Here is a 26,406-nt window from a genome sequence, read left to right on the forward strand (position 1 = left end):
AGAGGACTTTTCATATAAATATAATTAACAAGAGGAATTAATTTATTGAAGAAGAGAACATCAATAAATTACATTGTCTATATTAAACAAGTTTTGTGCAAATTTAATTAAAGAAATGTGTATTTTTTATTAAAAATATCAAAGAAATGTCTAATTAAATAATAGTAATTCTTAATTAAATGGTCATAATTTCATTTTTAGGTGCTTTAACTAACATTTTGAATTCTCCGTTTTCATAGCTGGCAATATTAAATTTTGCATTTCTCCTTACTCTGTTAGTCCAAAATTTATCTACTCCAACCCCTTCTATTAAATTTAAAATTGAAATTATAGTTATTCCATGACTTACTATAAGTATATTTTCATCATTACTTTCATAAACATAACTCTTAAAAAATTTTTGAATTCTGTCATTCAAGTCATGTATACTTTCTCCGTCAGCTCTATAATAATTCTGCGGTTCATTAAAATATTTTTCATATAATTCCTTATCCTTAAATTTTATATCTTCAAAGAGTTCACCGCTCCAACTTCCCACATTTATTTCTCTAAGCAGCTTTGTTTGAATTATATCTCTTTCTCCCGCAATTATTTTTGCAGTTTCATATGCTCTCCCTAAATCCGAAGAATATATATGATCAAATTTCACATCTTTTGATTGTTCTTTTAATGAATATGCCATTTTTATTCCATCCTCGGTTAAGGGTGAATCTAAATGTCCCTGTATTCTATTTTCTCTATTCCAATAAGTTTGTCCATGTCTTGTAAAATAAATCTTCATAATTTTTCTTCAAAAAGCTCCTCTGCCATTTTTCTTGCATTATTTACAATCTCATCAGGATAGCCCTTAACCCTTAAAATCTCAATAGCATTTCTGCTTATTGCAGGCCCCTTTCTTATAATGTAATCAAATAATATATCATCATCTTTAATTTCTTCCTCAAAATGATAATTTTTAAATGTATCTTTTAATAAGTTTGTAAGTTCAATATCATGAGTAGCCGCTATAATCTTTCTGTCGTTCGCAAGATATTTTAATGTATTATATGCCGCAGATATTCTGTCTACCGTATTAGTCCCCTTAAATATTTCATCAAGTACAACTAATTTTTTAACTTTACTTTCATCTATCATTCTCTTTATTGCAAGAGTTTCTGCAAGAAAATAACTCATCGACTCTTCAATAGAATCTCTTATATCTATCGCACTTTGCAAATAAAACATAGATGTTCTATACTCATCAGCCATTACAAACCCTAAAGTCATAGCCATTATATTTGAAATTGAAATACTTCTTAAAAAAGTTGACTTGCCCGATGCATTTGAACCTGTAATTAAAACATTCTCATAATCAAAATTAAAATTTGATGGAACCTGAGTTTCTCGATTTAAAAGAGGATGTCTTAAATTTTTAGCACTAAGACAAAAATCTTCATCTACATATTCCACATCTTTTGCATCTATCGCCAAATATAGAGATGTCATTGCAATATATACCTCAATTTTCCCAAGCAGCTCATACAATTCAATTAGAATATCTCTGTTTAAATTTATTGCATCTGCTGTTTTAAAGAAATTTCTCGCATTATACATTATTAAAACATCTATTAGATTCTTTAACAAATCTGTATCCTGTGAATTTGAAGCAATTCTTGCACTGCCGACTTTTTTTCTTATACTTTTAAGAGTGACATTTATTTCTCTAATTCTATCCAATTCTTCGGAAATAACATCGCAATTTATATTTTCAATATCCTTTGCAAGTAATAAAACATCATAAATATTTATAAAATCTAAAACCCTACCTAAAGTTGCCTTTTTCATCTTATTTGAAAAATATATATTAAGAAGTATCAGACAAGTTCCTGCTATAATTCCAAAACCTTTATTTATATATCCTGCGATTAAAATTAAAGGAACTGAAAACGAAAGTACATATGTTGGCAACTTGTATGCCGCAAATCTTTCATAATCTATACCTTCATAAAAAATTTGAATTATATCCCTCTTAAAATTGCCGACCTTTGCAAATTCAAGTTGAATTTCCTTTGCCTGTTCTTCATTTTCAATAAAATACTCTCTAATACTTTTTAATTTATCGTGATGAGCTTTATTGAACACCGGACTTCGCAAAAACTTAAATAAATATTGTGAACCGATTGTAGATTTCGTATGATCAAATTTTCTAAACACACTATCCATATTCAAATCATTAAAAGTTATATCGTCAATAGTGTAATCAGACTTTTCGCCAAGTTCGTACAGCTTTGAAATAACTTTTAAATTTCTATTGTCATCAGATGGACTTCTGCCAAAGTCATAATAGACTTTTTCTCTTAACAATCTTAGATACTTAGCCTTTCTTAAAAATTCAGCAATAAATAGAAATCCGATAATAAAAATTATTATAAATAAAAAATATTGCAATCCGTCATACATTTTTAAATTATCCATCCCTATATTATCCTCCAAAATATAGTATGTTATCTATTCTTTTACATCTATCGATTTTATATAAATATTATTAGTCCGCTAAAAAAATCATTTCATTTATTACAGTAAAATACTGCCTGTTATGTTTTTACTAAAAAATATAATAGTTGATTTTACAAAAAATATAAAAATAATTATAGTCATAGTTTTATGTTGAAAAACAACTCCAAGTTCATAATTAATACTTTACAAAACACTGCGAAGAGTTCTAATTCCGAAAAATATATATACAATGCCCAATATATAATAAATACTCTGTTTTTGAATATATCCGACAATAATAAAAACAATACCTACAAAAAACCACATTAACGATACCATGTATTTTTTCATTTTATTATCTCCCTAAACTATAGTTTATGTGAAAATTATACTATTTGTTTAAAAATTTTTCAAATTTATAAATAAAAAATGCACTTACAATCAAAGTATAAGTGCATTTTAATTTCAATTTTAATTATAAATTAAAAACTTTTTTAACGTTTTGAACTACAACTCTTCCGATGTCATCTTGTGCATCTATTGTTGAACCGCCAACATGAGGAGTTACAAAAACTCTATCTAATTCAAATAATGGAGACTCGATGTGAGCATCTTGTGAATCAAGTCCGCCTGTTCCAAGTTCATCTGCAAGAGTATCTAAGTTTGCTCCGCCAAGTTTACCATTCTTAATATATTTGTAAAGGTCAGCTTCGTTTACAATTCCACCTCTTGCACAGTTAATAATAACTGCTCCATCCTTCATTCTTTCCATTGCAGCAGCATTTAACATATCCTTTGTATCAGGAGTTAGAGGAACGTGCAATGTTATAATGTCTGAATTTTCAATTACTTCATCAAGAGAAATAATTTTTACATATTCAATCGGATTATTTTCCGGTTTAACAAAAGGATCATATGCAATAACATCCATATGAAGTACATGTGCTATTTCAGCAACTCTTCTTCCAATTGCTCCAAATCCGATTATACCTAAAGTCTTATTTCTAACTTCTCTACCAATCCATCTATATTTATTCCAAATATGCTTATTTTTAACTTCATCAATTGCTTGGAATGAGTTTCTATAAGTTTCAAGCATCTTTCCGATTACAAGTTCTGCTACTGCGTTTGCATTTAGTCCCGGTGAATTGCAAACTTCTATTCCCTTTGACTTTGCATACTCAACATCAACATGGTTCATTCCTGTTGAACCTACCATTATAGCTTTTAGATTTGTAGCTGCATCTATAACTTCTTTTCTAATATGTGGGTCAACTCTCATACAAAGTAGATCATAGGGTGCTATTATCTCTGCTAACTTTTCAGCAGTAGGTAGCATAACCTTATCAACCTCAAAACCAAGTTTCACTAACTCTTCATCAATAATATCCGACATGTAGTCAATAATCAATGCTTTCATTAAAATCTCTCCTTTAACTTATTATTATGTATCCACTACATCTTCATACACTTTCATTGTACCTAAGTTACTCTTCTTTTTCAACCTACATTTTAAATTATAAAAATAATTTAAAATGTATTGTTTCATAAAAAAACTACAGACATCAAACCGACATCTGTAGCCTTGTGGTGCCCAGAGCCGGAATCGAACCAGCGACACGAGGATTTTCAGTCCTCTGCTCTACCGACTGAGCTATCTGGGCATATTTAATTTTACTGTTTTCTTCTTAAACAAATTTATTTCGTCTTAACTTAAAAATATTGCCATCAATACTTAGCCCAAAGGCTAAGTATCAGGCAAAATATGGTGGGCCTTCAGGGACTCGAACCCCGGACCTACCGGTTATGAGCCGGGCGCTCTAACCGACTGAGCTAAAGGCCCTCACCATTGGCGGAGAAAGAGGGATTTGAACCCTCGCGACCCTATCGAGCCCTACTCCCTTAGCAGGGGAGCCTCTTCAGCCTCTTGAGTATTTCTCCAATTAGTCGGTTATTTTTTGTTAAATTACTTTATTCATTATAGGGTATCAAAACAATATTGTCAATACTAAATTTAATTATATTTTAAAAATATGGAAGGAATTTCTCCTTCCATATTTTTACAGGTAAGTTATATTACTAAAAATATATTTGATCTACAGAGAAGCTGTCAGCAATTCTCAAATAGAAATCTAATACATCTCTTAGTGCATATATAGGTACCGGACCTACAAGTTCAGTATCAACAACATTTACATTGTAGCGTTGTGCTTCTGATTTTATAGTTTCAAAAACTCTGTGTATAGGAGTTTTTTCATAATTTATCATATTCATAGAAACTTGAATTTGTTTTCTTTCTTCAAGCTCTAATGCTATTGCTCTTATAAAAGTATATCCGCCTGCAGCAGCTCTTACCGATTTAACTATTTTTTTACCTATTTCAATATCATGTGTATCAAGATTAATGTTAAATGCTACAAGAGGAAATCTTGCTCCTGTAACAGTTGCTCCAGACTTAGGATTAAATTCCTTAGGTCCTTCATCAGGTTCCCACTCAGGATCTTTCATTTTTTCTTCAAGAGCTTCATATTGACCTTTTCTGATTTTAGGAAGAGCTTTTCTATATTCACGTTCTTGAGTATCTTCATAGAAATAAACAGGAACTCCAAGTTCTCCCAAGTATTTACCGAATCTCTTAGAAATTTCAACAGCCTCATCAGTTGTAACTTCTCTAACAGGAATAAACGGTACAACATCTACCGCACCCATTCTGGGATGTGACCCTTTGTGCTTCGTCATATCTATGAGCTCTACCGCTTTTGCTGCAAGTCTTTTTGTTGCTTCTAAAACATCTTCAGGTTCTCCCTTATAAGTAAATACAGTTCTGTTATGATCTTCATTTGAATCTATATCTACAACAGTTATTCCGTCAACAGACAAAAAAGCATCTTTAACCTCATTTACTAAATCTAAATTTGTGCCTTCACTAATATTTACTTCAGCCATTAATACTTTACTCATTATTATCTCCCTTATTATTTAAGCTTTCCTACTGCCTGTTCCACTCTATCTAATAATTTTCCTGACTCTACCAATTCAAATGCCTTATCCATATCCGGATAGAAAATAACATCATTTTCCATGAAGTCTACTTTTTCTCTTAATAATTTATATGCCTCAATTGAACCTTTTCCTAAACTGTTTGTTTCACCAAAATCAGCTGCTTGAGCTCCACATAAAAGTTCAATGCTTATAACGTGTTGTGCATGATTTATTATTGTTCTTGCCTTTCTTGCTCCGATTGTACCCATACTTACATGGTCCTCTTGATTTGCAGATGTAGGAATTGAATCTACACATGCAGGATGAGCAAGAACTTTATTTTCAGATACTAATGCTGCCGCAACATATTGAGGAATCATAAATCCGTCATTAATTCCGCCATGCTTTACAAGAAATGCCGGTAGTCCGTGAGAAAGTGCAGGGTTTACTAATTTTTCAATTCTTCTTTCTGAAATATTCGCAATTTCAGATGCTAAAATTCCAAGTGTATCCATTGCAATTGCAATAGGTTGTCCATGGAAATTTCCTCCTGATATACAAGCCCCGTTTTCTCCCGGGAAAATTAACGGATTATCTGTAACTGAATTTATTTCTGTTTCCACTGTTTTCTTTACATATTCAAATGCAAGTCTTGATGCTCCGTGAACTTGCGGAATACATCTTAAAGAATAAGCATCCTGCATTCTTTTTTCTCCCTGTCTTGTAACTCTCTTTGAGTCTTCAAGCAACCTTCTCATATTTTCCGCAACATCTATTTGACCTTGATGAGGTCTTATAATTTGAATTCTCTCATCGTATGCATCTATAATACCTTCAAGGGAATCTACTGTAAGAGAGCTTACAATATCTGCCTGTTTTAATAACTTTTCAGCATCATAAACAGCCAATACCGCATTACCCATCATGGCTTGTGTACCATTTATAAGAGCAAGTCCCTCTTTTGCTTTTAAAACTATTGTCTCAACTCCGGCTCTTTGCATAGCTTCTTTACCTGAAAGAACCTCTCCCTTATATTCCGCCTCTCCCTCTCCCATCATAGGAAGAACCATATGTGCAAGAGGACACAAATCTCCTGATGAACCTACTGAACCTTTAGATCTTACAATAGGATGAACTCCTGCATTAAGCATATTTACCAAACATTCTATTGTTGTCATCAGAACTCCTGAAAATCCTTTACATACAGCATTTGCTCTAAGAATCATCATAGCTCTTACAACCTCTGTATCAAAAGGTTCTCCTACTCCGCAAGCATCAGAATATATTAAATTTTTTTGTAGTAAATCAAGTTGTTCTTCTGAAATTGATACTGTAGAAAATTTTCCGAATCCCGTATTAATTCCATAAATGGCCTGTCCGTTTGCAAGTGCATCTTCAACGTATTGTCTTGATGTTAAAATAGCTGCTTTTTGATTCTCATCAATTTCAACTTTAGCCCCAAATCTTGCAACTGCAACTACATCTTCAATTGTTAAATCGTTTCCGTTAATTTTTATTACTCTCTCCATTGCTATTCTCCTTTACCAACCTTGAATTTTATCTAAAATAGAATCTGAAATCTTTCCATTCTCATATTCACAAAAAACTTCCTCAATTATATTCATAGCCCTTAGAGCTTCATCATTCGTCATTACAAGAGGCGGCTGAACTCTTAACGTATTTCCGCCTATATAAATCAGTATAACACCTTTTTCAAAGCATCTGTAACAAATTTTTTTTGCTATATCGGAAGAACTTATTATTTTATTTCTGTCTTCCAATTCAACGCCTATTGTTAATCCTAATCCTCTCACATCTTTTATCACTGAAGAATTTTTAGAAATCAGTTTAAATCTTTCCTTTATATAATCTCCCAGCTTAACAGCTCTATCTAAAAGTTTTTCATTTTCTATTATTTCAATAGTTGCAATAGCCGCACCGGAACACACCGCATTTCCCTGTAATGTAAATAACTGACCCGGCATTGCTATCGAATCTATAATTTCTCTTCTGCCGACAACAGCACTCATCGGAAAACCCGATGCCATAGCTTTGCCCATTACAATTAAATCCGCCTCAATATCAAAATGCTCAATGCTGAACCACTTTCCGGTTCTTCCGAAACCTTGCTGAATTTCATCTGCTACCAATAAAATTCCATTTTCACTACAAAATTTTCTAAAAAGTTTCATAAACTTCTTTGGAGGAGGTATTAACCCCAAATCTCCCGCTATCGGCTCAATAAATATTGCAGCTACTTCTTCCACCGGAAGATAATAGTCAAACGGTTTTTTAAATTCTTCAAATTTTCTATCTGAATACTCGTCTTCTGTTTCATCATTTTTCTTTTCTGTTATCAGAGGATATGAAAAATGGAATACATCCGGCAATAACGGTCCTATTCTTTTTTTCATATTCAAATCGATTGCACTTATTGAAATAGCCCCATATGTAGAACCATGATAAGCTCCTACAAATGAAATTATTTTACTCCTTCCGGTATAAGATCTTGTCGCTTTTATAGCGGAATCTATAGAATCAGAACCCGAAAAACCAAAAATTACCTTCTTTTCAAAATTTCCCGGAGTTATTTTTACAAGTTTCTTTGCCAATTCAACTTGAGGCTCCGTATAAAAATAATCATTTGAAAAATGAATAAATTTATCTAACTGTTTACTTACTTTATCTAATACATTTTCATGATTGTAGCCTGTATTTAAAACACAGGCCGAGCTAATCATATCAATATATTCATTTCCATCTAAATCTTCAACTATTACTCCCTTAGCTCTATTTGCCACTATCGGAAGATAAGGAGCTCTTGAACATCTAGCTATATACTTCTCATCTTCTGAAATTAATAATTGATTTTTTTGTTTCATAATTAACACCTATAATTGTGCCATCTTTTCTTTAAATTCATTAACTATATCTTCATTCTTTATAAGAGGTAGATTTACTTCAACATTTGCTTTACCGGAATCAAGACCGACTTTTGATAAATCTACTCCGGCTTTTAAATCAGTCTTGCAAGCAGGATTTGACTTTTCAAGTAAATCTTTTCCTATTTCGTTAACTCTTTTATTCAAAAGTGCATTAAGTAAAGGAACCTTTGCAGCCTCGATACCCGCATTTTGAATTGCTTTTTTTCTTTCAGCTTTTTGTTCATCAGTTTCCTTAGGTAATTTATAAGCATTTACTATCAACATATATGCCTTATTATCATCAACCGCACTTTGCAAAAAATTTGCCTTCATATCATTAAGCTCGGCTATTATAGCATCATACTCTTCATCAGTATAACCGTAAGCTTTACCTTTAGACAAATTTGCAACCATACCCATAAGTCCACACGCCATTGCTCCTGCAATAGCTGAAGATGAACCTCCTCCAACTGTAAAATCATTTTCGTCTAAAATTAAATCAAATATCTCTTTATAATCCATTAAAATCTCCTTATGTTAAATATTTAATATAGACATACTAACTTCAATTATGTCAAACTAAATTACAATCTTGCCTTTCTTTATTACACTTTCAACTTCATTTACTGCTAATTTATATATACAATTTTTATAACTGTCTGAATTTAGTATTTGAATATCAGCAAACTTGCCCTCTTCAAGTGAACCTACTTCATTATCAATTCTAAGAGCCTTTGCTCCTCCGAGAGTTGCCGCTCTAATCGCCTCTCTTTCAGTCATACAGTGGTCTCTGCAAGCAAGTGCCATAGAAAGTTGCATCGACTCAATCCAGTTGCCCGGATTCAAATTGGTTGCTATTGCAATAGTAAGCCCTTCTTCTATCATGGGTCTTGGATCAAAAGGTCTTTTATGTTTTACAGAAAAATCGGTTCCCGGAATTAGAACTCCAACTACTCCCGCATCTCTAAGCAATTCAGTATCTTCTCTTGTAAGATAATTTAAATGTCCTACATTTGCAGCTTTAAGCTGCGCCGCAACTCTTGCCCCTCCTATTGCAGAATAGCACTCGGTATGCATTGTAGGAATCATTCCGAAATCAAGACCTGCCTTTAAAATTTTATAAGAGTCCTCTGCTGTGTAATATCCGTCATCACACCAAACATCAGAAAAACTTGCCAAATTCTCTTCTTTTATTATAGGCATAACCTCTTTTATCATAAAATCAATATACTTATCTTTTCCCATCTCGAGGTCAAAATAATGAGCCCCGAGATAGGTAGATAAAATTGTTTGAGATGTATTTTGTCTTACTTTATTTAATAATCTTAATAACCTAAGCTCAGTTTTTTTATCAATACCATAACCCGACTTTATCTCTACAGTAGTTGTTCCAAGCCTAAGCATTCTGTTAAGTTTTGTCAAAGAAGTATTAACAAGCTCTTCATCCGTTGCATTTTTTGTAGAATAAATAGATGCCTCAAGTCCTGTTCGCGGTACTACCTTTTTTATATCCTCAGGACCCATTGTAAGAGATGCTACATACTCATCAACTCTGCTTTCTCCAAAAATAAGATGTGTATGACAATCTACATAACCCGGTAAAACAACCTTATTACTGCAATCTATCTCTTTACATTCAGCTCCATTTACTAAAGATATCAACTTATCATAATCGCCTATTTTTTCTATTTTTTCATCCTTAATAAGCAATGACTTTCCATTTAATAAGCCTATTAAATCATTAGCATCTTCCTTTACGGTCAAAAGTTCTCTACAATTTTTTAACAGAATATAGCTCATATTTTCCTCCTTGCTGTACTATAAGAATAGTGGCCAAATTGTTCCGACTATCATTAACGGTATATCATAGCATAAAAATTGTGGCACACATGTATCCCAAACGTGATCATGTTGTCCGTCCGCATTAAGTCCTGCTGTAGGTCCAAGTGTTGTATCAGATGCAGGTGAACCGGCATCTCCAAGTGCTGCTGCAACTGCAATCATAAATACTGTTGCTGCCGGTGAAAAACCGAGTTTTTGTGCAAGAGGTACATAAATAGCTGCAATAACAGGAACTGTACCGAAAGATGTCCCTATTCCCATTGTTATTAACAGTCCAAGTAAAATCATTGTAAATGAACCTGCAATCTTTGAACCGCCCAAGAACTTAAACGCCGCATCAACCAATTGCTCAACTGCTCCTGATGAATTTATTACTGTTGCATATCCTGATGCAATAAGCATTACAAATGCTATAAATCCCATAAGTGAAACACCGCCGTCAAGTATTTCCTGAATCTCATGCCACTTAACTACTCTTGTAACAACCATAAATATTAACGCTGCCAAAGCTCCAAGAGGAAGAGAACCTGTCTTTAACTGAATTACAAGTGCAATAATTCCCGCAACAAGTGTAAGCCAGTGTTTAGTTTCTATAATTATTTCTTCATCATCATTTTCAACAACAACTGATAATTCCTTATACTCTCTGTTTCTTGAATAAAATATTAATCCTAATATCAAACCGACAAGCATTGCAACGCCCGCCATCCAATTTGTCTTCCAAATTAAATCCAAGCTTACATCCAATCCGGCAGCATTTACAGAATCCTTAATTATTCCATGGAATATTGCTCCATATGCAATAGGAATAGTTATGTAAGGTGCTTTAAGTCCAAATCCAAAACATATTGCCAACATTCTTCTGTCCATTTTCATTTTGTTCATTAAAATTAGTAGCGGTGGAATAAGAATCGGAATAAATGCTATGTGAACAGGGACTATTGTACCTGATGCCATTGCAACTAAAACTATTATTATAGATAATGTAAATTTATTGCCATTTACCAGTCTTGAAATTTTCTTAGCCAAAATATTAGCCGCACCGGTCTTATTTATTGTATATGCAAGCGCACCAAGCAATACATAACTAAGTGCTGTATTTGCATTTCCGCCCATACCGCCTACAAATGTAGTCATAGTTTCTGAAATTGTGCTGCCGGCAGCCAAACCTGCTGTTATCGCCGCTATTAAAAGCGCTGCAAGTACCGGAAGTTTTAACAAACATAGTGCAGATAGTACTATTACAGATATTACTATAGGGTTCAAAAGTATCATAAAATTCCCTCCTTGATTATATTTATTTAACCTTATTTTAAACGTGGTGCAAAATAGCAACTATTCTGCACCACTTAACTGCCTATTAAAATTTATTTTTTAATTTTATCTATACATTCCTTCAGGACCAAATGTAACTTTGTCTGCCGGTTGCCACCATAGAGGAATCTTTATAGAATCTGTTGTGTATTTTCCTTTTCCGTTTGCTACGTCTTTAGCTGCCGGATATCCCGCTTGTGCGTGACGTACTACACCGATTCCTGAGTCTGTTGTCAATGTTACTGCTAATCTTCTGTCTGCCTCTTCTGTTCCGTCGGCTATCATTGTTACTCCTGTGTGTACTGCTTCACCCATTGAGTAGTTTTGTTGTATAGCTATTAAGTCGCATCCTCCTGCACAATCTAATAGTGCATTTAGATATGGCCAGTCTGAGATATAATCTCCGCCATCCGGCATTTTTTCTGATTCAAATGTAGGATTTACAATTGAACCTGAGTCAAGATTATCTCTTGAGAATGCTACTGTTCCTTTAATTCTTCCTTCTTTGATTGCTTGATTTATTGCTAATCCGAATCTCTTTCTTTCTCCAAATCCCATATAACATACTCTTGCCGGCATACCTTCAATTGGAAGATTCTTTCTTGCAAGCTTAATCCATCTTTCTACTAAGTTGTCACCCTTGCAAATTTCTAATGCTATATCATCTGATACTTTAAGGTCTTCAGGATCTCTTGATAGACATGTCCATCTGAACGGTCCACGACCTTCGCAGAATAGCGGTCTGATATATTCATATACAAATCCGCCGATTTTTAGTGCTTCTTCTCTTGGGAAACCTGCATCCATACATTCCTTTCTGATGGATGTTCCGTATTCAAATACTTCTACTCCGTCTTCCTTTAGAGCAATCATTGCTGCTAATTGTCTTTTCATTGTTGTTCTTGCTAATTCCAAGTATTTTTCTCTGTTTTCAATTCTCAATTGATCTGCTTCTTCAGGTGTATATCCTGATGGAATGTAAGAAATAGGATCGTGGCATGGACACATTTCTGAACAGATGTCAGGTCTGAAATCACTTGCCAATACTTTTTCATAAACGTCTGCTGCATTTCCTACTATACCTACTGATATAGGATCATTGTTTTTAGCGTGTTCTTTTGCTATTTCAACAGCCTCTTCAAGTGAATCTGCTATCATATCAAGATAGTCTTTTTCAATTCTCTTTTGAAGTATCTTTTCATTTGCATCTACTACGATACAAACTCCGCCGTGCATCTTCATTGCCCATGTTTGATTTGCACCCATTCCGCCTGCTCCTGCAGTTAAATAGATCTTTCCTGTCAAATCATCATTGTATTTTTTCATTGCAATTGCTGATAATGTTTCAAATGTTCCTTCGATAACTCCTTGAGTTCCTATATATTCCCATGGAGCTGCTGTGTATTGCGCAAATATTGTAAGGTTCTTATCTTGTAAATCATAGAATCTTTCCCAAGTTGCCTTCATTATATTTGTTGTCGCCATTACTACTACAGGTGCTTCTTTATGTGTCTTAAAGATTGCTACAGGCATTCCTGATTGAACTACTAATGTTTCATCATCTTCAAGATTTTTTAAAGAGTCAACTATTGCCCAATATGATTCCCAGTTTCTTGCACACTTTCCGTTTCCACCATAAATTACAAGCAGTTCAGGAATTTCAGCATTTTCCATATTGAACTCAAGCATTCTAAGGATTGTTTCTTGACGCCATCCTTTACATCTCAATGTTTCAGTATCCTTTAATCCGCCGCCTTGTGCCTTTACTTCATAAAGAATTTCAGGATTTTCCCTATAATATAGTCCGTATTCACCATTCATTTTACTAACTCCTCCTTAAAATATAAATTTAATTTTACTTACTTAAATGAAAAATTAATTCTTATCAATTTGTCATAATTTGTCTTGATTTTTCATTATCTAATTAAAGTATAATTTCTCGGCGTTAATTTATCGTTTATATTTGTCATTTTTTTATATATTTTATATATTTTTTTCTATTTATTATAATTATTATATTTTAAAAATACAGGCTTATTGCCTGTATTTTTAATCGTTTATATCTATAATATTTTCCGTTAATATTTTATATGCCAGATTTTCATCTCTCATACTCAAAATTCCCATAGCAGACATTATATATTTTTTATCTATTGCAAATTTAGGGTCAATTGGAAGAAGATAATTTTTTTCCTTATTCTTACATTGTTTTAGTATTTCTGCAGATTTTTTACTGTTTATTAATATGCCTCCGGTTCCTATTACAAGTTTTATTTCTCTTAAGTCTTTTCCCTTCTGGACTATTACATTTTTACCCCCGATATATGAGTTTCTGATTTTGCCCGAATGTCTTTTTACTGAAATTTCAACACAATTTTTTGCCATTATTTCATCAAATTCTATTTCACTTTCTTTATCCGATAATACCGACGGATTATTGTGTCTGAATTCACATTTTTCTCTTATATTTTCTATATTGGAGTTATATTTTAAGAAATTTTCTTCTCCTACACTTTCATAGAGACTCAGTGCCGAATACCTCATTCCGAGGTCTCCCTCAACCGTTCTCTTTTCACACGTTTCTTCCAATCCGTCTATAAAAAAGTTTTTATCTTTTATCGGTTCGGATATGGTGTGAACATCTGTAGTAGCTCCTCCAATGTCCACTACCATTACATCACCTATCCCCTCATATTTCTCCGTACCATATGATAACAATTTTGCTGCTTTTAAAACTGCTGTAGGCGTGGGCATTAGTATTTCACTTGTAATTTTTTCAACATCCTCCATTCCCTTTGCAGTTACTATCTGTTTCATAAATATTTTTCTTATTACTTCTCTAACAGGATCTGCATTAATTCTATTAACATCCGGCATTACATTTTCAGTTATTTCATATTTAATGTTTCCGCCATTAAATATTTCTCTTATATTTTCATTTGCATAACTGTTGCCTGCTACTACTATAGGTATTTCTCTCTTTAAATTATTTAAAAGCTTTGCATTATATAATATATACTTTGTGTTTCCGCCTTCCGCTCCTCCTGTCAACAATATGATATCAGGATTTAAGCTGTCTATTTCTAATATATCTTTTTCTTTCAGAAAATAGCTGTAACTTTTTAACAGTCTCGCTCCCGCTCCGGTAGCAGCTCTTTTTGCAGCTTCAACTGTAAACTCAGGTGTTATACCTATTGCTATCATTTTAAGTCCACCTGCCGCAGATGAACATCCAAGTATATCTACAATTTTTATATTTTCAAACGAAATTTCTTCTTTGAGCTTTTCAAGTGCTTTTTCATATCCGAATTTTATATTTGTATTTACAGTTGTATGTGCACTTGACTTAGCTATCAACTTTTCATTATCTATATCTACTAAACTTAGTTTTGTATAGGTACTTCCAAAATCAACAAGCATATAGCAATTCATAAACGTCCCCTCTAACATATAATATTTTGCTTAAGATACTCTATCTCAGCTCTATCTCTGTTTGCATCTAAATATTTAATAGCGTTGTAATAATAAACATCAGCCGTCTCAGATAAAAATTCTTTTATCTCTCTGAGCTCTAAAATATTTTGTTTCTTTATTATAAAAGCCATAATAGCCTCAACAAAATAAACTATACCTATATCCCTTGGATTGTTTATTGTTTTAACCTCTGCAACTGCATTTTTTAAATACTGAATCGAAGAAATATAATCGCATTCTAAAAATAAAACCAATGCCAAAAAAGCATCCAGTACAGAGTTTTTCCAATATGAGTCAAATCGATCTACTATCTGTTTAGACAGCATAAAATATTTTTTCATATCTTCTATGTTATTCATTAAAAAACAAGTTTTTCCTGCATTTATATAAAATATTGAAAGGCAAGATGCGTCTGTATCTTCACATAAATCAATCGACTTCTTAAAATATTGCATAGCCTCATCATAATTACACTCGGAATTTCTTATTTCTCCTATGTAATTATAATCTGCTGCAATACTTATTGAATTACTATTTTCAATTCCACCTGAATTTGAAAATAATTCTATTGATTTATTAAACAGATTTTCAGCACTTTTAAAATTGCCCTGCATTAGATAATAAACTCCATAAAGCCTATATAAAACTCCCATATCAGAATTATTTTTCAATTTTCTTGCTACTTTTATGCCTGAAATAATATGTTTAAGCATAACATTCGGATCATTTATCTGTATTCCATATATAGCCATTTGTTTATATCCGAGCAACTCCGCTTTTTCATCTTTTAAATCTATTGCAAGTTTTATTACCCTGTCCATCACCTTAATTCCGTTAAAGTAATTTCCTCCTCTTATTAGATATCTTCCCTTGCAATATAAAAATAAAAGTTCTATTTTTCTTATTTCTTCATAATTAAAATTATTTTTTCTTAAATTTTTAACTCTTAAAATTTCTTTTTCAACATCATGTATCCACTTTAACGCCTTATCATTTTTTACAAAAAGTTTTACTTGTTTGCTTAAATCATAATCATCTAAGTCCGGAAATAATTCATGGCTGAAATTCAAATAATAATTTAAAATATACACTTCATATTTTAATGCCCTTACGTCTTCATTTGCCTTGGAATAGTGATGTTTAAGTTTAATATATAATGTTATGTCGATGTTATTTAATAATTCTTCTTCAAGAATTTTTGCTATCTCCCCGTGAATTATCTTCTTCGACACATCCGACAGTCCATTATATATAAATTCTTTGTATGCCGAATATACAAAGCCTATCACTATCTCATTATTTTTCCTTTTCTCTTCTATTACATTCATTTTTACAAGAAAATTTAAACTTTTTACAACATCGAATGCCTTTAAATCTAAAAGCTTCATTAAATTATCTATAGTTGCATCTCCATAAAATACAGACAATATTTCTAATATATTAATTTCCTTTTCATTTAAACCGGAAAATTTTTCCTGTAAAATATTCTGCATTTTTGGGATTATTAAATTTTCTTTTTCATTTTTCTTATACAGTTCTATATATTCCCTTAAAAAAAAGGAATTGCCCTTTGATTTTTCATAAATATCATCAATATCTTCTTCGCTTATTTCTTTATTTTCAAAAGATTTTCTTACAATTATAGATACATCTCTTCTGTTAAATCTCTTTAATTCTATAAGTAATAGCTTATTTATATCTTTAAGCGTTGCTAAAAGTCTATCTACTTTTTCGTCACTTTCGTCAGATTTTGTCAATATGAACAAAACATTTTTATTCATGCGAAGTATAAAATTAATTAACAATTTTATACTCAAATTATCTGCCCATTGAATATCTTCTATAATTATTAATATTTTCTTATCAGTATTTAAAATTTCAAGCACGCTATATATGGAACTATATATTAAATCTATATTAAAATTTTCCTTATTTTCTAATATCTTGGATAATGGTTGATATTCACTCTTACCGTCAAAAAATAAATTTTTCAAAACATCATCCCAAATATATGGTCTCTTTAAATGATTTTTTGAAAGTTCATTTTCTATTGCACTTATAATTTTCATCCACGGAGAATATAAAAAATCTTTTTCAACAACATGACATTGAGATTCAAATATCTTAAATCTCCCCTTATTTTTACTGAGCAGTTTTTTCTTCAAGACCGTCTTTCCGATTCCTGATTCTCCGGTTATCAAAATTGACTTATATTCCCTGCCATTATAAAAATTATCAAGATTTTCCTGCATAATTTTGAGTTCATAATCTCTGTCATAAAATTCTAAAATTTTATCCCTAAAGTTAGAACCTTTTGATTTATTTACATTTTCTATTGCATCATTATACAGGGTCTCTATTTCATCCGATGGATAAATTCCAAGTTCTTCTTCCATTAATTTCTGAAAATTATAATATTCATTAATTATCTTGTCATATCTTCCGCTCAGTTTATAATATTTCATCAAATACATATACGCCGTTTCATTAAAATTATCTACCGCTAAAAGACTGTTAATTTCATTTTCAAAATTTTTAAAATTTTTTGTGTCAAAATCATCTTTGATTTTTTTCTTGATGTTTGATATAAATTGTTCTTTATAATAATTTCGCTGTTCTATTATCCAATATTCGAAGTCTGCAGAATCTTTTATATAAAAACCCTTCATAAATTCCCCTGTATACAAATCCAAATTTTCAATTGGATTATTGGAGAATTTTTCAACATCTATCTCAAATTCTATATTTTCGTTTAGCATAAGAGTTGACTTGTTAGGTGACAAAATTATCTCTTCTTTAAATAACTTCCTAATCTTATGGAGAGCATTTCTAAGACTTACTTTTGATCTTTCATCATTTGATGATGACCAAAATAATCCAGCAACTTCATCTCTACTAACTATCTTTTTTATCAAAATATAATATACTAAGCCACTTAGTTTCCCAATAGGTATAAAAATATCCTTGCCATCTTCCAGAATAGATGGAACTCCAAACATTCTACAACTTATCTTAGTCATAGCCTCACTCCTAATTAGCTACTATCTATTACTCTTAAAAATTTTTGGAACTATCGAAAATGCATCTTTTGATTGAAGTATAAGTGCCAAGTCTTGAGAAAGTGCCATAGGTGTAACTATGGAATCTATAAAGTAGCATTTTCCACTTGTAGATCGTCCAACCTCTATTGACTTATTCAATCCTTTAGGATAATCTTCAATTTCAACATCCAATAAATCAATAAGAGCAAGCATTAAACTATCATTTTCAAGACCTTTATTAAATTTTAATCCGTAATAATCTACAAAATAATCATGTATCTTGTATAACATTTGTAAGTATGCAAGGGAAATCCAATTTACAAGATAATCTTCATAATTTATGACACCCTTTTTCTTTAGCACTTCTTCATCAACATAAATAGGAAGTATAAATCTATCTTTATCATTTTTTTTGCTTGATTTTACATACTTAAAGGCTATTAAATCTTCAAGTAATTTATTTCTCAAATCTAAACTTTCCTTGGCAATATAATAAAAGAAGAATTCTATATCTCTGTTAATTGTATTAACATCAGTATCAACATTGATTTTTCCGTAATTCATTTTTAAATTACCATCTAAGTACGCATCTGAATTTATTAGACAAGTTATAATATCACCCAATACATCTTCAGTATCAAGTTTACCTGTCAATTTAATAATTTGCTTTCCACTTTCCTTTATAGAATCCTCAAATATAATTTCAGAATTTTCTCCTTCATTGTATTTATCAATTATATAGTTTGAAATATTATTAACTAAAATAAAATTAAATAGATATAAAAATTTACTTTCTATTTCTTTTTTATCTGAAATTTTATATTCTTCGTGAATAATTCTAAAAAACTTGTATTTATCGTTAGAAACATTTTCTAATACATCATTATATTTATTTAAATCAAAAAGAATTTCAGCCTCAGTTCCGTCAAGTAAAACAATTTTATTATTTTTTTTGTAAATTTGTAAATTTTTCAAACTAATCACTCCTTAATATCATACTACGTTAATTATATATCTCAATCGTTAACATATCGTTAATCTTTTAAATTATAACATAGTTTTTACTTTTAAAAATACATCTATTTCTAATTTTTCTATATAAAAATATCATGATTTAACGACAAAAAAAGCTAATAATAAAATTATTAGCTTTTTTTACCTATATAGTTATATTAAAAAATCCATGACCTATTTCTAAGTCATGGATAACTGGTGCGGGAAAGAGGACTTGAACCCCCACTCCGTTGGAACTAGATCCTAAGTCTAGCGCGTCTGCCAATTCCGCCATTCCCGCATGAGTGATTAACAAAAACTATTATAAATGTTTCCTTTTACTTTGTCAAGAACTTTTTTAATAACTTTCATCTAACAACAAAATTTATTATATATACTTTTTGTCATCTTTGCAATAGTTTTTTTGATTTTTCATTAAAAAATGTTATAATGCTTTGAGGAGTGTGATTATCTTGAAAGAAAAATTTAAAAACTTTATACAAGGAAGATATATAGCATATTACGGTGTAGATGCTCTATCAAAATTTCTGTTATTATTTATAATAATATCTCCTATATTGACAAATTCACGATTTAAAGATTTTATCTATTACTTTAACTTTGTTCTGATTGCAATTTTGTATTTTAGAGCTTTTTCTAAAAATATCAGTGCACGCTATGAAGAAAATCAAAAATTTCTAAAACTGATAAGTCCGATACGAAAATCTTTTTCAAAAATATCACTTATTATAAAGGACAGAAAACACAAATATATTAAATGCTCAATTTGTAAACAAGAACTTAGGGTACCAAGAAAAAAAGGAAAGATTAAAGTCAAATGCAAAAAATGTGGCAATGAATTTATTATAAGAACTTAATTTATACTTTTATCCTCCTTTTTTCTATGATATACTTATAGTATAGAAAAAAGGGGGATTTTTTATGTATTTAGCAGATAAGGTCAGAGCAATTTATGATTATCCCATTGACGGAATAATCTTTAGAGATATTACTACTTTACTTCAAGATGGAGATGCTTTTAAAGCAGCTATTGATAATTTAATCAGTCTACATAATAATGAAAATATTGATATTATTGTCGGAGTTGAAGCAAGAGGTTTTATCGTAGGTTCTCCTGTAGCTTATGCTCTCGGTTGTGGTTTTGTTCCTGTCAGAAAACCCGGAAAACTTCCTTCAGAGAAAGTCTCTGCGGAATATTCTCTTGAATATGGAGAAAATAAGGTTGAAATGCATGTAGATGCTATTAAAAAGGGACAAAGAGTTCTTATTGTTGATGATCTTCTTGCAACCGGAGGAACTTCAAAAGCGGTTATTGATTTAATAGAAAAACTTGGAGGAGAAGTTGTTGCTCTTGATTTTTTAATTGAACTTGTCGATTTAAAAGGTCGCGAAAAATTAAAACCTTACAACGTAAATTCAATATTACAATTTGAAGAAAAATAAAATATATTAAAACAAGACCACTAAAAGTGGTCTTATTTTATAAAACTAAGCTGTATTTTATCCAGTCCTATTAAGTTTGAAGCACTTATACCTATTAGTCTAAGCTTTTGGTTTTTATAATTATACTCAAAAATGTCTTTTACATTTTTAAATATATCCTCATATTCGCTTATTGCTCTTGAGTATGTCTTTGAATATGTCGAAACTTTAAAGTTATCTGTCTTTATTTTTAAGGTTATCGTTTTAAAACCCAAATTTCTATTTTTTAAATCTTCCGCAAGTTCAAATGAATACCTATCTAAATAAGAAATTAATTCTTTTACATTATTCGTATCTGAAAATGTTCTTTCTATCCCTAAACTTTTCCTCTCTCTATTCGGAGTAACTGCTCTATTATCTATTCCCCTGATTCTATCATATACCTCATAACCCATTTTCCCAAATAGCTCAAATAAAAATTCTCTATCTAATTCAAGCAGTTCTTCTATTTTGTTGATTCCTAAATTTCTCAATTTTTCTTGTGACTTATTTCCAAGTCCGTGAATTTTTCCTATATCAATTTTGCTCAACAGTTGAGGTATTTCACTTTTTGAAATTATCATCATTCCGTCCGGTTTATTCCAATCTGATGCCATTTTTGCCAAAAATTTATTATATGATAATCCAACACTTACCGTGAGTCCTGTTTCATTTTTTACTTTCTTTTTAATTGAAAATACTATGTCGACAGGTTGATTTTTGTTTTCTGAAATATCCATATAACATTCATCTATAGAAACCTTTTCTATAATATCAGAATATTTTGAAAATATTTTAAATACTTCATCAGATTTTTCTATATATCTATTCCTTCTCATCGGAGCTACTATCAAATGTGGGCATAATTTTTTTGCCATAAACAGCGGCATAGCAGAATGTATTTTATATTTTCTCGCCTCATAATTTGCAGTTGTAACTATCGATTTATCATTAAGTCCGCTTACAACTACCGGTTTCCCAACTAATGAAGGATTATCAAGTTCTTCAACAGATGCATAAAATGCATCTATATCAATATGTAAAATACTATTTTTCATACTATCACCCCTTAAATAATATACTACAAACATATGTTTGTCAACTTTTGCTTTATATTTGTATTCTTTTTAGTTATAATTAAGTTGAGGTGCTTATATGAAAAAACAAATCTTACTATTTGATTTTGACAAGACATTAACACGAAAAGACTCAATATTAATCCTTTGGGAATATGCTGTAAAAATAGACAAAATATCAAAATTATATTTTTACAAAAATATAATAAGTTCTATGAATAGTTATCTTATAATTAAAGACAGAATAACTTTTAAAAATAAAATTTGTTCGGTTTTAAATTACTTTAGTGAATCCGAACTTGAAAAATTCGCTGAATATGTATATACAAACTATATGCTAACAGATGGTATTAAATATTTTAATAGTTTGGATAGAGATTATGCAATGCTGGTATCGGCATCGCCGATAACATATCTTAAATATTTTAAAAAATATCTAAATTTTGATATTATCATCGGAACTGAATTGGATGAAAACTTTTTACTAAAGGGTGAAAATAACAGATTTACCGAAAAAGTTAAACGTATAAATAATCATCTTACAAATCTTGGTTACGAAATAGATTACGATAATTCTTGTGCTTTTTCAGATTCATATAGTTCAGATAGACCCATGCTTGAAATGGTAAAAAACAGATATTTAATAAATTCCAATAAAAAATTTAATGGATATAATAATTTGACATGGAAATAAAAAAATCTTCTTTAAAATAAGAAGATTTTTATATTTTTGATTTTATTTTAAAATACTTTTCTATTGCCTGAGCTATTTCATCATAACTGCTCTCGCCAATAAATCTATATACCTCTTGCGAGTTTTTAAAGAACATAGTTATCGGTACACTTTTTATGTCATGTTTTCTTATCATAGATTTATTTTCATCAATATCTAAGTAATAGCAATTAATGTTTTTAAATTCCGATTCTATAAGTTCTGAAATTATTTCTCTAAGAGCTTTACAATGAATACATCTGACTGCCCCAAAAATTACTATTGCATTTTCTTTTTCTTCAAGTCTGCGATCAAAATTCTTGGAGTTTATACTCTTTATGTTAGAATTTTCCATAGATATTATTTTCTTCTGATATGCAATTTCTTCATCATTTTCCATTGCCATAGTAATTAGATCTATATCATTTGAAATTTCCGCTCCTTCAACTTCTATTACCTTTGCTTTGTTAAATTCTCCTGCTCCTTCAAGCCTGAATGTTGATTTATTTACAGGTTTCATCTCAATTTCAACAGGATTTTCTTCCGGAAGATAGTCATAGGGATATCTATATCCATGGTATATAAAATTGGTAAATGCATAAGCATTTATATTTGATGCATATGGACATATCCATTTCCAAACTATTTCTCCTTCTTCAGTTATCTCAAGCATCGTACCGCTTGTTCCCAAGGTTACAAGTGTATTCCCGTTTGGAAGTCTTTGAACTGACGAACCATATGGTGAATAAAATTTATATCCATTTATTGCATTAGAAAAACCGAGTTTTGCAGGGTTTAATTCCCATTCAATATTCCACGTTATAGGATTAAACTCTATCACCCTGGAATAATCTCTTATAGCGTTTTTAAGACCCGTAGAACTTATTAAATTCGGATATCCATATCCTGATGTTCCTCCACTTTCAAAAAGCAAAATATTACCCTCTCCGGGCAATCCTTTTGGAATTAATTGTATATGCGTCGGTGCTATTATTCCCCCAAGCCCTCTAAATATTTCATCATTTACATTGGGTCCTATCTTCCAATATACCTTTTTAGTTTTTTTATCAATTATGCCTATAAAATTACCTTGCCTCGAACAAAAAATTATATTTTCAGGACAAAACCTTATATCTCCTTGATCATACCATTTGTTTGGCCCTAAAACAGATATTGAAGATATATGAAGATAATCACCTATACCATCCGAAATATTTTTCATATTCGGATTTCTATAAATCACATTTTTTTCTTGTTCCGAAAATCCAAAACTCTCAAAATTCTCCGAAAAAGAAAATTTCCAAATTACATTTCCCTCATAATCAACTTCATAGATTACTTCATCAAGTATTTTTTTATCAGATATTGCAGGACTTACTATAGTATCATGACCAAGAATAATAGTATTTCCTCCATTAGATTTTGCTTCCATATTAGGAACAAAATATCCAACAGGATTTCCCTCTCTTTGATAATCTCCATGGGCTCTTGCTGCCCACATAGGATTTCCATCTTCTATAAATCTGAAATTTTCATAACTCCACTTTTTATTTCCATCATAATCTATTTCAATTAATGAAACTCCATCTTGCAACGAATAGTCACTACTTCTGAATTTTGAAGTTCCCATCACGTTACCGCCCTTAAATAATTTAGCCGGCATTGCATTCATCTTATATCTACGAATTTCATTACCATTCATGTCAAATATGAGAACTCCACTTTTTATCGTAGAAACTATATTATATCCACTATAACATTTATCTTTTAAATATATTACTGTACCTGTAGGATAACTCATATTTTCTCCTTTCTTCTGATATATCTCTCCGCAGCTACCGCTGCAACAGCTCCATCAGAAACAGCAGAGACAACTTGTCTTAAATACGTATGTGTGCAATCTCCGGCAGCAAAAAGTCCTGAAACTGAAGTTTCTTTCTTTTCATCTACTATAATAAACCCGTCTGAATTCATTTTACATAATCCATTCACAATATCTGTTTGTGGCTTCAATCCCACAAATAGAAAAACTCCATCACTTAAAACTGTTTTTTTCTCTCCGGTTTTTAAATTTTTTACAACAATTTGATTTACACAATCTTCTCCAATTATTTTGTCTAAAGAACTATTCCACATAAAACTAATTTTAGGATTATCAAATACAATTCTCTTTTGAGTTTCATTACCGTCAACTATTCCATCATCATGTAATACAATGACAGTCACATGATTTGCAAACTTGGATATATAATCAGCCTCTTCAAGTGCAACATCACCTGAGCCTAAAATATGAACATCTTTTCCTGAAAAAAAATTCGCATCACAAGTAGCACAATAACTTACTCCCTGACCTTGAAATCTTTCTTCTCCTTCTATTCCAAGAACGCGCGACTCAGTCCCAAGTGCCAATATTACAGACTTTGCCTTGAATGTTCCCTTTCTGAGAGTTTTAACCTCAAAGACATCTTCATGCTCATCTTTACATATCTCTACAACTGTTCCATAGATAAAATTATTAGTAGTATAACTTGATGCATGTTTTCTAAAATCCTCTACGAGAGCAATTCCGGAACTACTTATAACAGAAGGATAATTTACTATTTCCGCAGTATCCTTAAGTCTTCCACCAAAAAATTTTTTTTCAATAATAAGAGTATTTAAAATAGATCTTCCTGCATAAACCGCAGCCGAAAGACCTGCCGGTCCTCCACCTACAATTATTAAATCATACACCATAACTATTTCTCCTCAAGTGTATCTACAAAACTTTTTAACTCATCGACATTAATTAACTCCGCCTTTCCTTCATCTACCAATGAAGCAAAATCTTTATTAATTGGAAGTGTCGCTATAGCTTCTATACCAAACTTTTGAGCTTCCTGCTTAACTTTACTTTCCCCATAAATGTAGGTTACTTCATCACAATGCGGACATTTAAAATAACTCATATTCTCTACAAGTCCTAATATTCTTATATTCATCATCCTCGCCATATTTACAGCTTTTTCAACAATCATAGTAACTAAATCTTGAGGAGAAGTTACAATAACAACTCCATCCAACGGAAGAGATTGAAAAACAGTAAGAGCGACATCTCCTGTTCCCGGAGGCATATCTACAAATAAATAGTCCAATTCTCCCCAATTCACATTTTCAAAAAATTGAGCAATAGCACTTCCAACTATAGGCGCTCTCCAAAGTACAGGTTGTCCTGGATTATTTAATATTAAATTAACACTCATGATTTTAATATTTCCATCAGTTATAGCAGGATTTATATTTTCTCCGTCAGATGTGACTTTCTCACTAATTCCAAAAGCTTTGGGAACTGAAGGACCAGTTATATCTGCATCAAGAATTCCAACTTTATATCCTCTACGACTTAATTCAGTAGCCAAATTTGCACATACAAAACTTTTACCTACTCCTCCTTTACCGCTAACAACACCTATAATTTTAGACACTTTAGAATTATTATTTACGTTATATTTTTGAATAGTCATATTTCCTCCATATATTTCAATCAATTACTATATTTATAATTATTACCCATTATTTATTATATAACTAATATACAAATTTTAAAACCTCTTTAAATATCAATAAAAAAACAAACAAAAAAAACCTATAAACTTTCGTATATAGGTTTAATTAAATTGGCGGAGAGGGTGGGATTCGAACCCACGTGGGCGTGAACCCAAACGGTTTTCAAGACCGCCTCGTTATGACCACTTCGATACCTCTCCAACAAATGGTGACCCATGCGCGATTCGAACGCGCGACACCTTGATTAAAAGTCAAGTGCTCTGCCGACTGAGCTAATGGGTCATATTTTTGATGGCTGGGGTGGCAGGACTCGAACCTACGAAATGCCAGAGTCAAAGTCTGGTGCCTTACCGACTTGGCTACACCCCAAAATTTGGTGCACCTAGGAGGATTCGAACCCCCGGCACACGGATTAGAAGTCCGTTGCTCTATCCAACTGAGCTATAGGTGCATGAAAAATATTTATATTAAATTCTAATGGTGCACCTAGGAGGATTCGAACCCCCGGCACACGGATTAGAAGTCCGTTGCTCTATCCAACTGAG

The 26,406-nt window shown here is 31.4% G+C and carries 20 protein-coding genes and 8 tRNA genes; 3 read left to right on the forward strand and 25 right to left on the reverse strand.

Annotated features, from left to right (window positions below):
* Window positions 1-175 precede the first annotated feature (175 nt).
* The 17 genes from M915_RS04530 to M915_RS04610 form a co-directional block, all read right to left on the reverse strand.
* Window positions 176-781: a histidine phosphatase family protein gene (locus M915_RS04530; RefSeq protein ID WP_036729985.1), complete on the reverse strand. Its 606-nt coding sequence runs from the start codon at window positions 779-781 to the stop codon at window positions 176-178.
* The gene (locus M915_RS04535) at window positions 778-2,454 is read right to left on the reverse strand and encodes a MutS-related protein (protein ID WP_036729989.1); all 1,677 of its coding nucleotides are present in this window, start codon (window positions 2,452-2,454) and stop codon (window positions 778-780) included. Before M915_RS04535 ends, M915_RS04530 begins: the two co-directional genes overlap by 4 nt.
* Before the next feature lie 496 nt (window positions 2,455-2,950).
* Window positions 2,951-3,895 (reverse strand): D-2-hydroxyacid dehydrogenase, encoded by a 945-nt coding sequence (locus M915_RS04540; RefSeq protein WP_009222614.1) that lies wholly within the window; start codon window positions 3,893-3,895, stop codon window positions 2,951-2,953.
* 168 nt (window positions 3,896-4,063) lie between these two features.
* Window positions 4,064-4,139: transfer RNA gene (locus M915_RS04545), tRNA-Phe, on the reverse strand.
* 102 nt (window positions 4,140-4,241) lie between these two features.
* A tRNA-Ile gene (locus M915_RS04550) sits at window positions 4,242-4,318 on the reverse strand.
* Window positions 4,319-4,325: 7 nt separating this feature from the next.
* Window positions 4,326-4,416 (reverse strand) — tRNA-Ser (locus tag M915_RS04555).
* 138 nt (window positions 4,417-4,554) lie between these two features.
* Complete coding sequence (ftcD, locus tag M915_RS04560; protein WP_036729992.1) at window positions 4,555-5,436, reverse strand: glutamate formimidoyltransferase; 882 nt, start codon at window positions 5,434-5,436, stop codon at window positions 4,555-4,557.
* Window positions 5,437-5,450: 14 nt separating this feature from the next.
* Window positions 5,451-6,986 (reverse strand): histidine ammonia-lyase, encoded by a 1,536-nt coding sequence (gene hutH / locus M915_RS04565; protein WP_036729995.1) that lies wholly within the window; start codon window positions 6,984-6,986, stop codon window positions 5,451-5,453.
* Window positions 6,987-6,998: 12 nt separating this feature from the next.
* The gene (locus M915_RS04570; protein ID WP_036729998.1) at window positions 6,999-8,339 is read right to left on the reverse strand and encodes an aminotransferase class III-fold pyridoxal phosphate-dependent enzyme; all 1,341 of its coding nucleotides are present in this window, start codon (window positions 8,337-8,339) and stop codon (window positions 6,999-7,001) included.
* 9 nt (window positions 8,340-8,348) lie between these two features.
* Window positions 8,349-8,903, reverse strand: coding sequence for a cyclodeaminase/cyclohydrolase family protein (locus tag M915_RS04575; RefSeq protein ID WP_036730001.1), 555 nt, complete (start codon window positions 8,901-8,903; stop codon window positions 8,349-8,351).
* Window positions 8,904-8,960: 57 nt separating this feature from the next.
* Window positions 8,961-10,181, reverse strand: coding sequence for an imidazolonepropionase (gene hutI, locus M915_RS04580; protein WP_036730004.1), 1,221 nt, complete (start codon window positions 10,179-10,181; stop codon window positions 8,961-8,963).
* Window positions 10,182-10,199: 18 nt separating this feature from the next.
* Window positions 10,200-11,498, reverse strand: coding sequence for a Na+/H+ antiporter family protein (locus M915_RS04585; RefSeq protein WP_009222620.1), 1,299 nt, complete (start codon window positions 11,496-11,498; stop codon window positions 10,200-10,202).
* 105 nt (window positions 11,499-11,603) lie between these two features.
* Entirely contained in the window at window positions 11,604-13,358 is a 1,755-nt protein-coding gene (locus tag M915_RS04590; protein WP_009222621.1) for a urocanate hydratase, read from the reverse strand.
* 228 nt (window positions 13,359-13,586) lie between these two features.
* Entirely contained in the window at window positions 13,587-14,969 is a 1,383-nt protein-coding gene (gene glmL / locus M915_RS04595) for a methylaspartate mutase accessory protein GlmL (RefSeq protein WP_036730007.1), read from the reverse strand.
* A gap of 11 nt (window positions 14,970-14,980) precedes the next feature.
* A complete protein-coding gene (locus tag M915_RS04600) occupies window positions 14,981-18,031 on the reverse strand; it encodes an AAA family ATPase (protein ID WP_036730009.1) in 3,051 nt (1,016 codons plus the stop codon).
* A 21-nt stretch (window positions 18,032-18,052) separates the two neighbouring features.
* Window positions 18,053-19,027 (reverse strand): hypothetical protein, encoded by a 975-nt coding sequence (locus tag M915_RS04605; protein ID WP_036730012.1) that lies wholly within the window; start codon window positions 19,025-19,027, stop codon window positions 18,053-18,055.
* Window positions 19,028-19,262: 235 nt separating this feature from the next.
* Window positions 19,263-19,346 (reverse strand) — tRNA-Leu (locus tag M915_RS04610).
* A gap of 172 nt (window positions 19,347-19,518) precedes the next feature.
* Here M915_RS04610 and M915_RS04615 point away from each other — a divergent pair.
* Complete coding sequence (locus M915_RS04615; RefSeq protein WP_036730015.1) at window positions 19,519-19,923, forward strand: hypothetical protein; 405 nt, start codon at window positions 19,519-19,521, stop codon at window positions 19,921-19,923.
* 64 nt (window positions 19,924-19,987) lie between these two features.
* Window positions 19,988-20,509: an adenine phosphoribosyltransferase gene (locus M915_RS04620; protein ID WP_036730018.1), complete on the forward strand. Its 522-nt coding sequence runs from the start codon at window positions 19,988-19,990 to the stop codon at window positions 20,507-20,509.
* A gap of 32 nt (window positions 20,510-20,541) precedes the next feature.
* Here M915_RS04620 and M915_RS04625 read toward each other — a convergent pair whose 3' ends face one another.
* Window positions 20,542-21,585 (reverse strand): DNA polymerase IV, encoded by a 1,044-nt coding sequence (locus M915_RS04625; RefSeq protein WP_036730021.1) that lies wholly within the window; start codon window positions 21,583-21,585, stop codon window positions 20,542-20,544.
* A gap of 97 nt (window positions 21,586-21,682) precedes the next feature.
* On the opposite strand from M915_RS04625, the gene M915_RS04630 reads away from it, so the two are divergent.
* Window positions 21,683-22,297: an HAD family hydrolase gene (locus tag M915_RS04630; RefSeq protein WP_036730024.1), complete on the forward strand. Its 615-nt coding sequence runs from the start codon at window positions 21,683-21,685 to the stop codon at window positions 22,295-22,297.
* 28 nt (window positions 22,298-22,325) lie between these two features.
* Here M915_RS04630 and M915_RS04635 read toward each other — a convergent pair whose 3' ends face one another.
* The 7 genes from M915_RS04635 to M915_RS04665 form a co-directional block, all read right to left on the reverse strand.
* Complete coding sequence (locus M915_RS04635) at window positions 22,326-24,116, reverse strand: thioredoxin domain-containing protein (RefSeq protein WP_036730028.1); 1,791 nt, start codon at window positions 24,114-24,116, stop codon at window positions 22,326-22,328.
* On the reverse strand, window positions 24,113-25,051 hold the full coding sequence (locus M915_RS04640; protein ID WP_036730031.1) for an NAD(P)/FAD-dependent oxidoreductase: 939 nt from the start codon (window positions 25,049-25,051) through the stop codon (window positions 24,113-24,115). Before M915_RS04640 ends, M915_RS04635 begins: the two co-directional genes overlap by 4 nt.
* A 2-nt stretch (window positions 25,052-25,053) precedes the next feature.
* On the reverse strand, window positions 25,054-25,818 hold the full coding sequence (locus M915_RS04645) for an Mrp/NBP35 family ATP-binding protein (protein ID WP_036730034.1): 765 nt from the start codon (window positions 25,816-25,818) through the stop codon (window positions 25,054-25,056).
* A gap of 154 nt (window positions 25,819-25,972) precedes the next feature.
* Window positions 25,973-26,061: transfer RNA gene (locus M915_RS04650), tRNA-Ser, on the reverse strand.
* A 6-nt stretch (window positions 26,062-26,067) separates the two neighbouring features.
* Window positions 26,068-26,143: transfer RNA gene (locus M915_RS04655), tRNA-Lys, on the reverse strand.
* Window positions 26,144-26,153: 10 nt separating this feature from the next.
* Window positions 26,154-26,230: transfer RNA gene (locus M915_RS04660), tRNA-Gln, on the reverse strand.
* Window positions 26,231-26,235: 5 nt separating this feature from the next.
* Window positions 26,236-26,312 (reverse strand) — tRNA-Arg (locus M915_RS04665).
* Between the last annotated feature and the right edge of the window lie 94 nt (window positions 26,313-26,406).

Source organism: Peptoniphilus mikwangii (assembly GCF_000468535.1).
GTDB lineage: Bacteria > Bacillota > Clostridia > Tissierellales > Peptoniphilaceae > Anaerosphaera > Anaerosphaera mikwangii.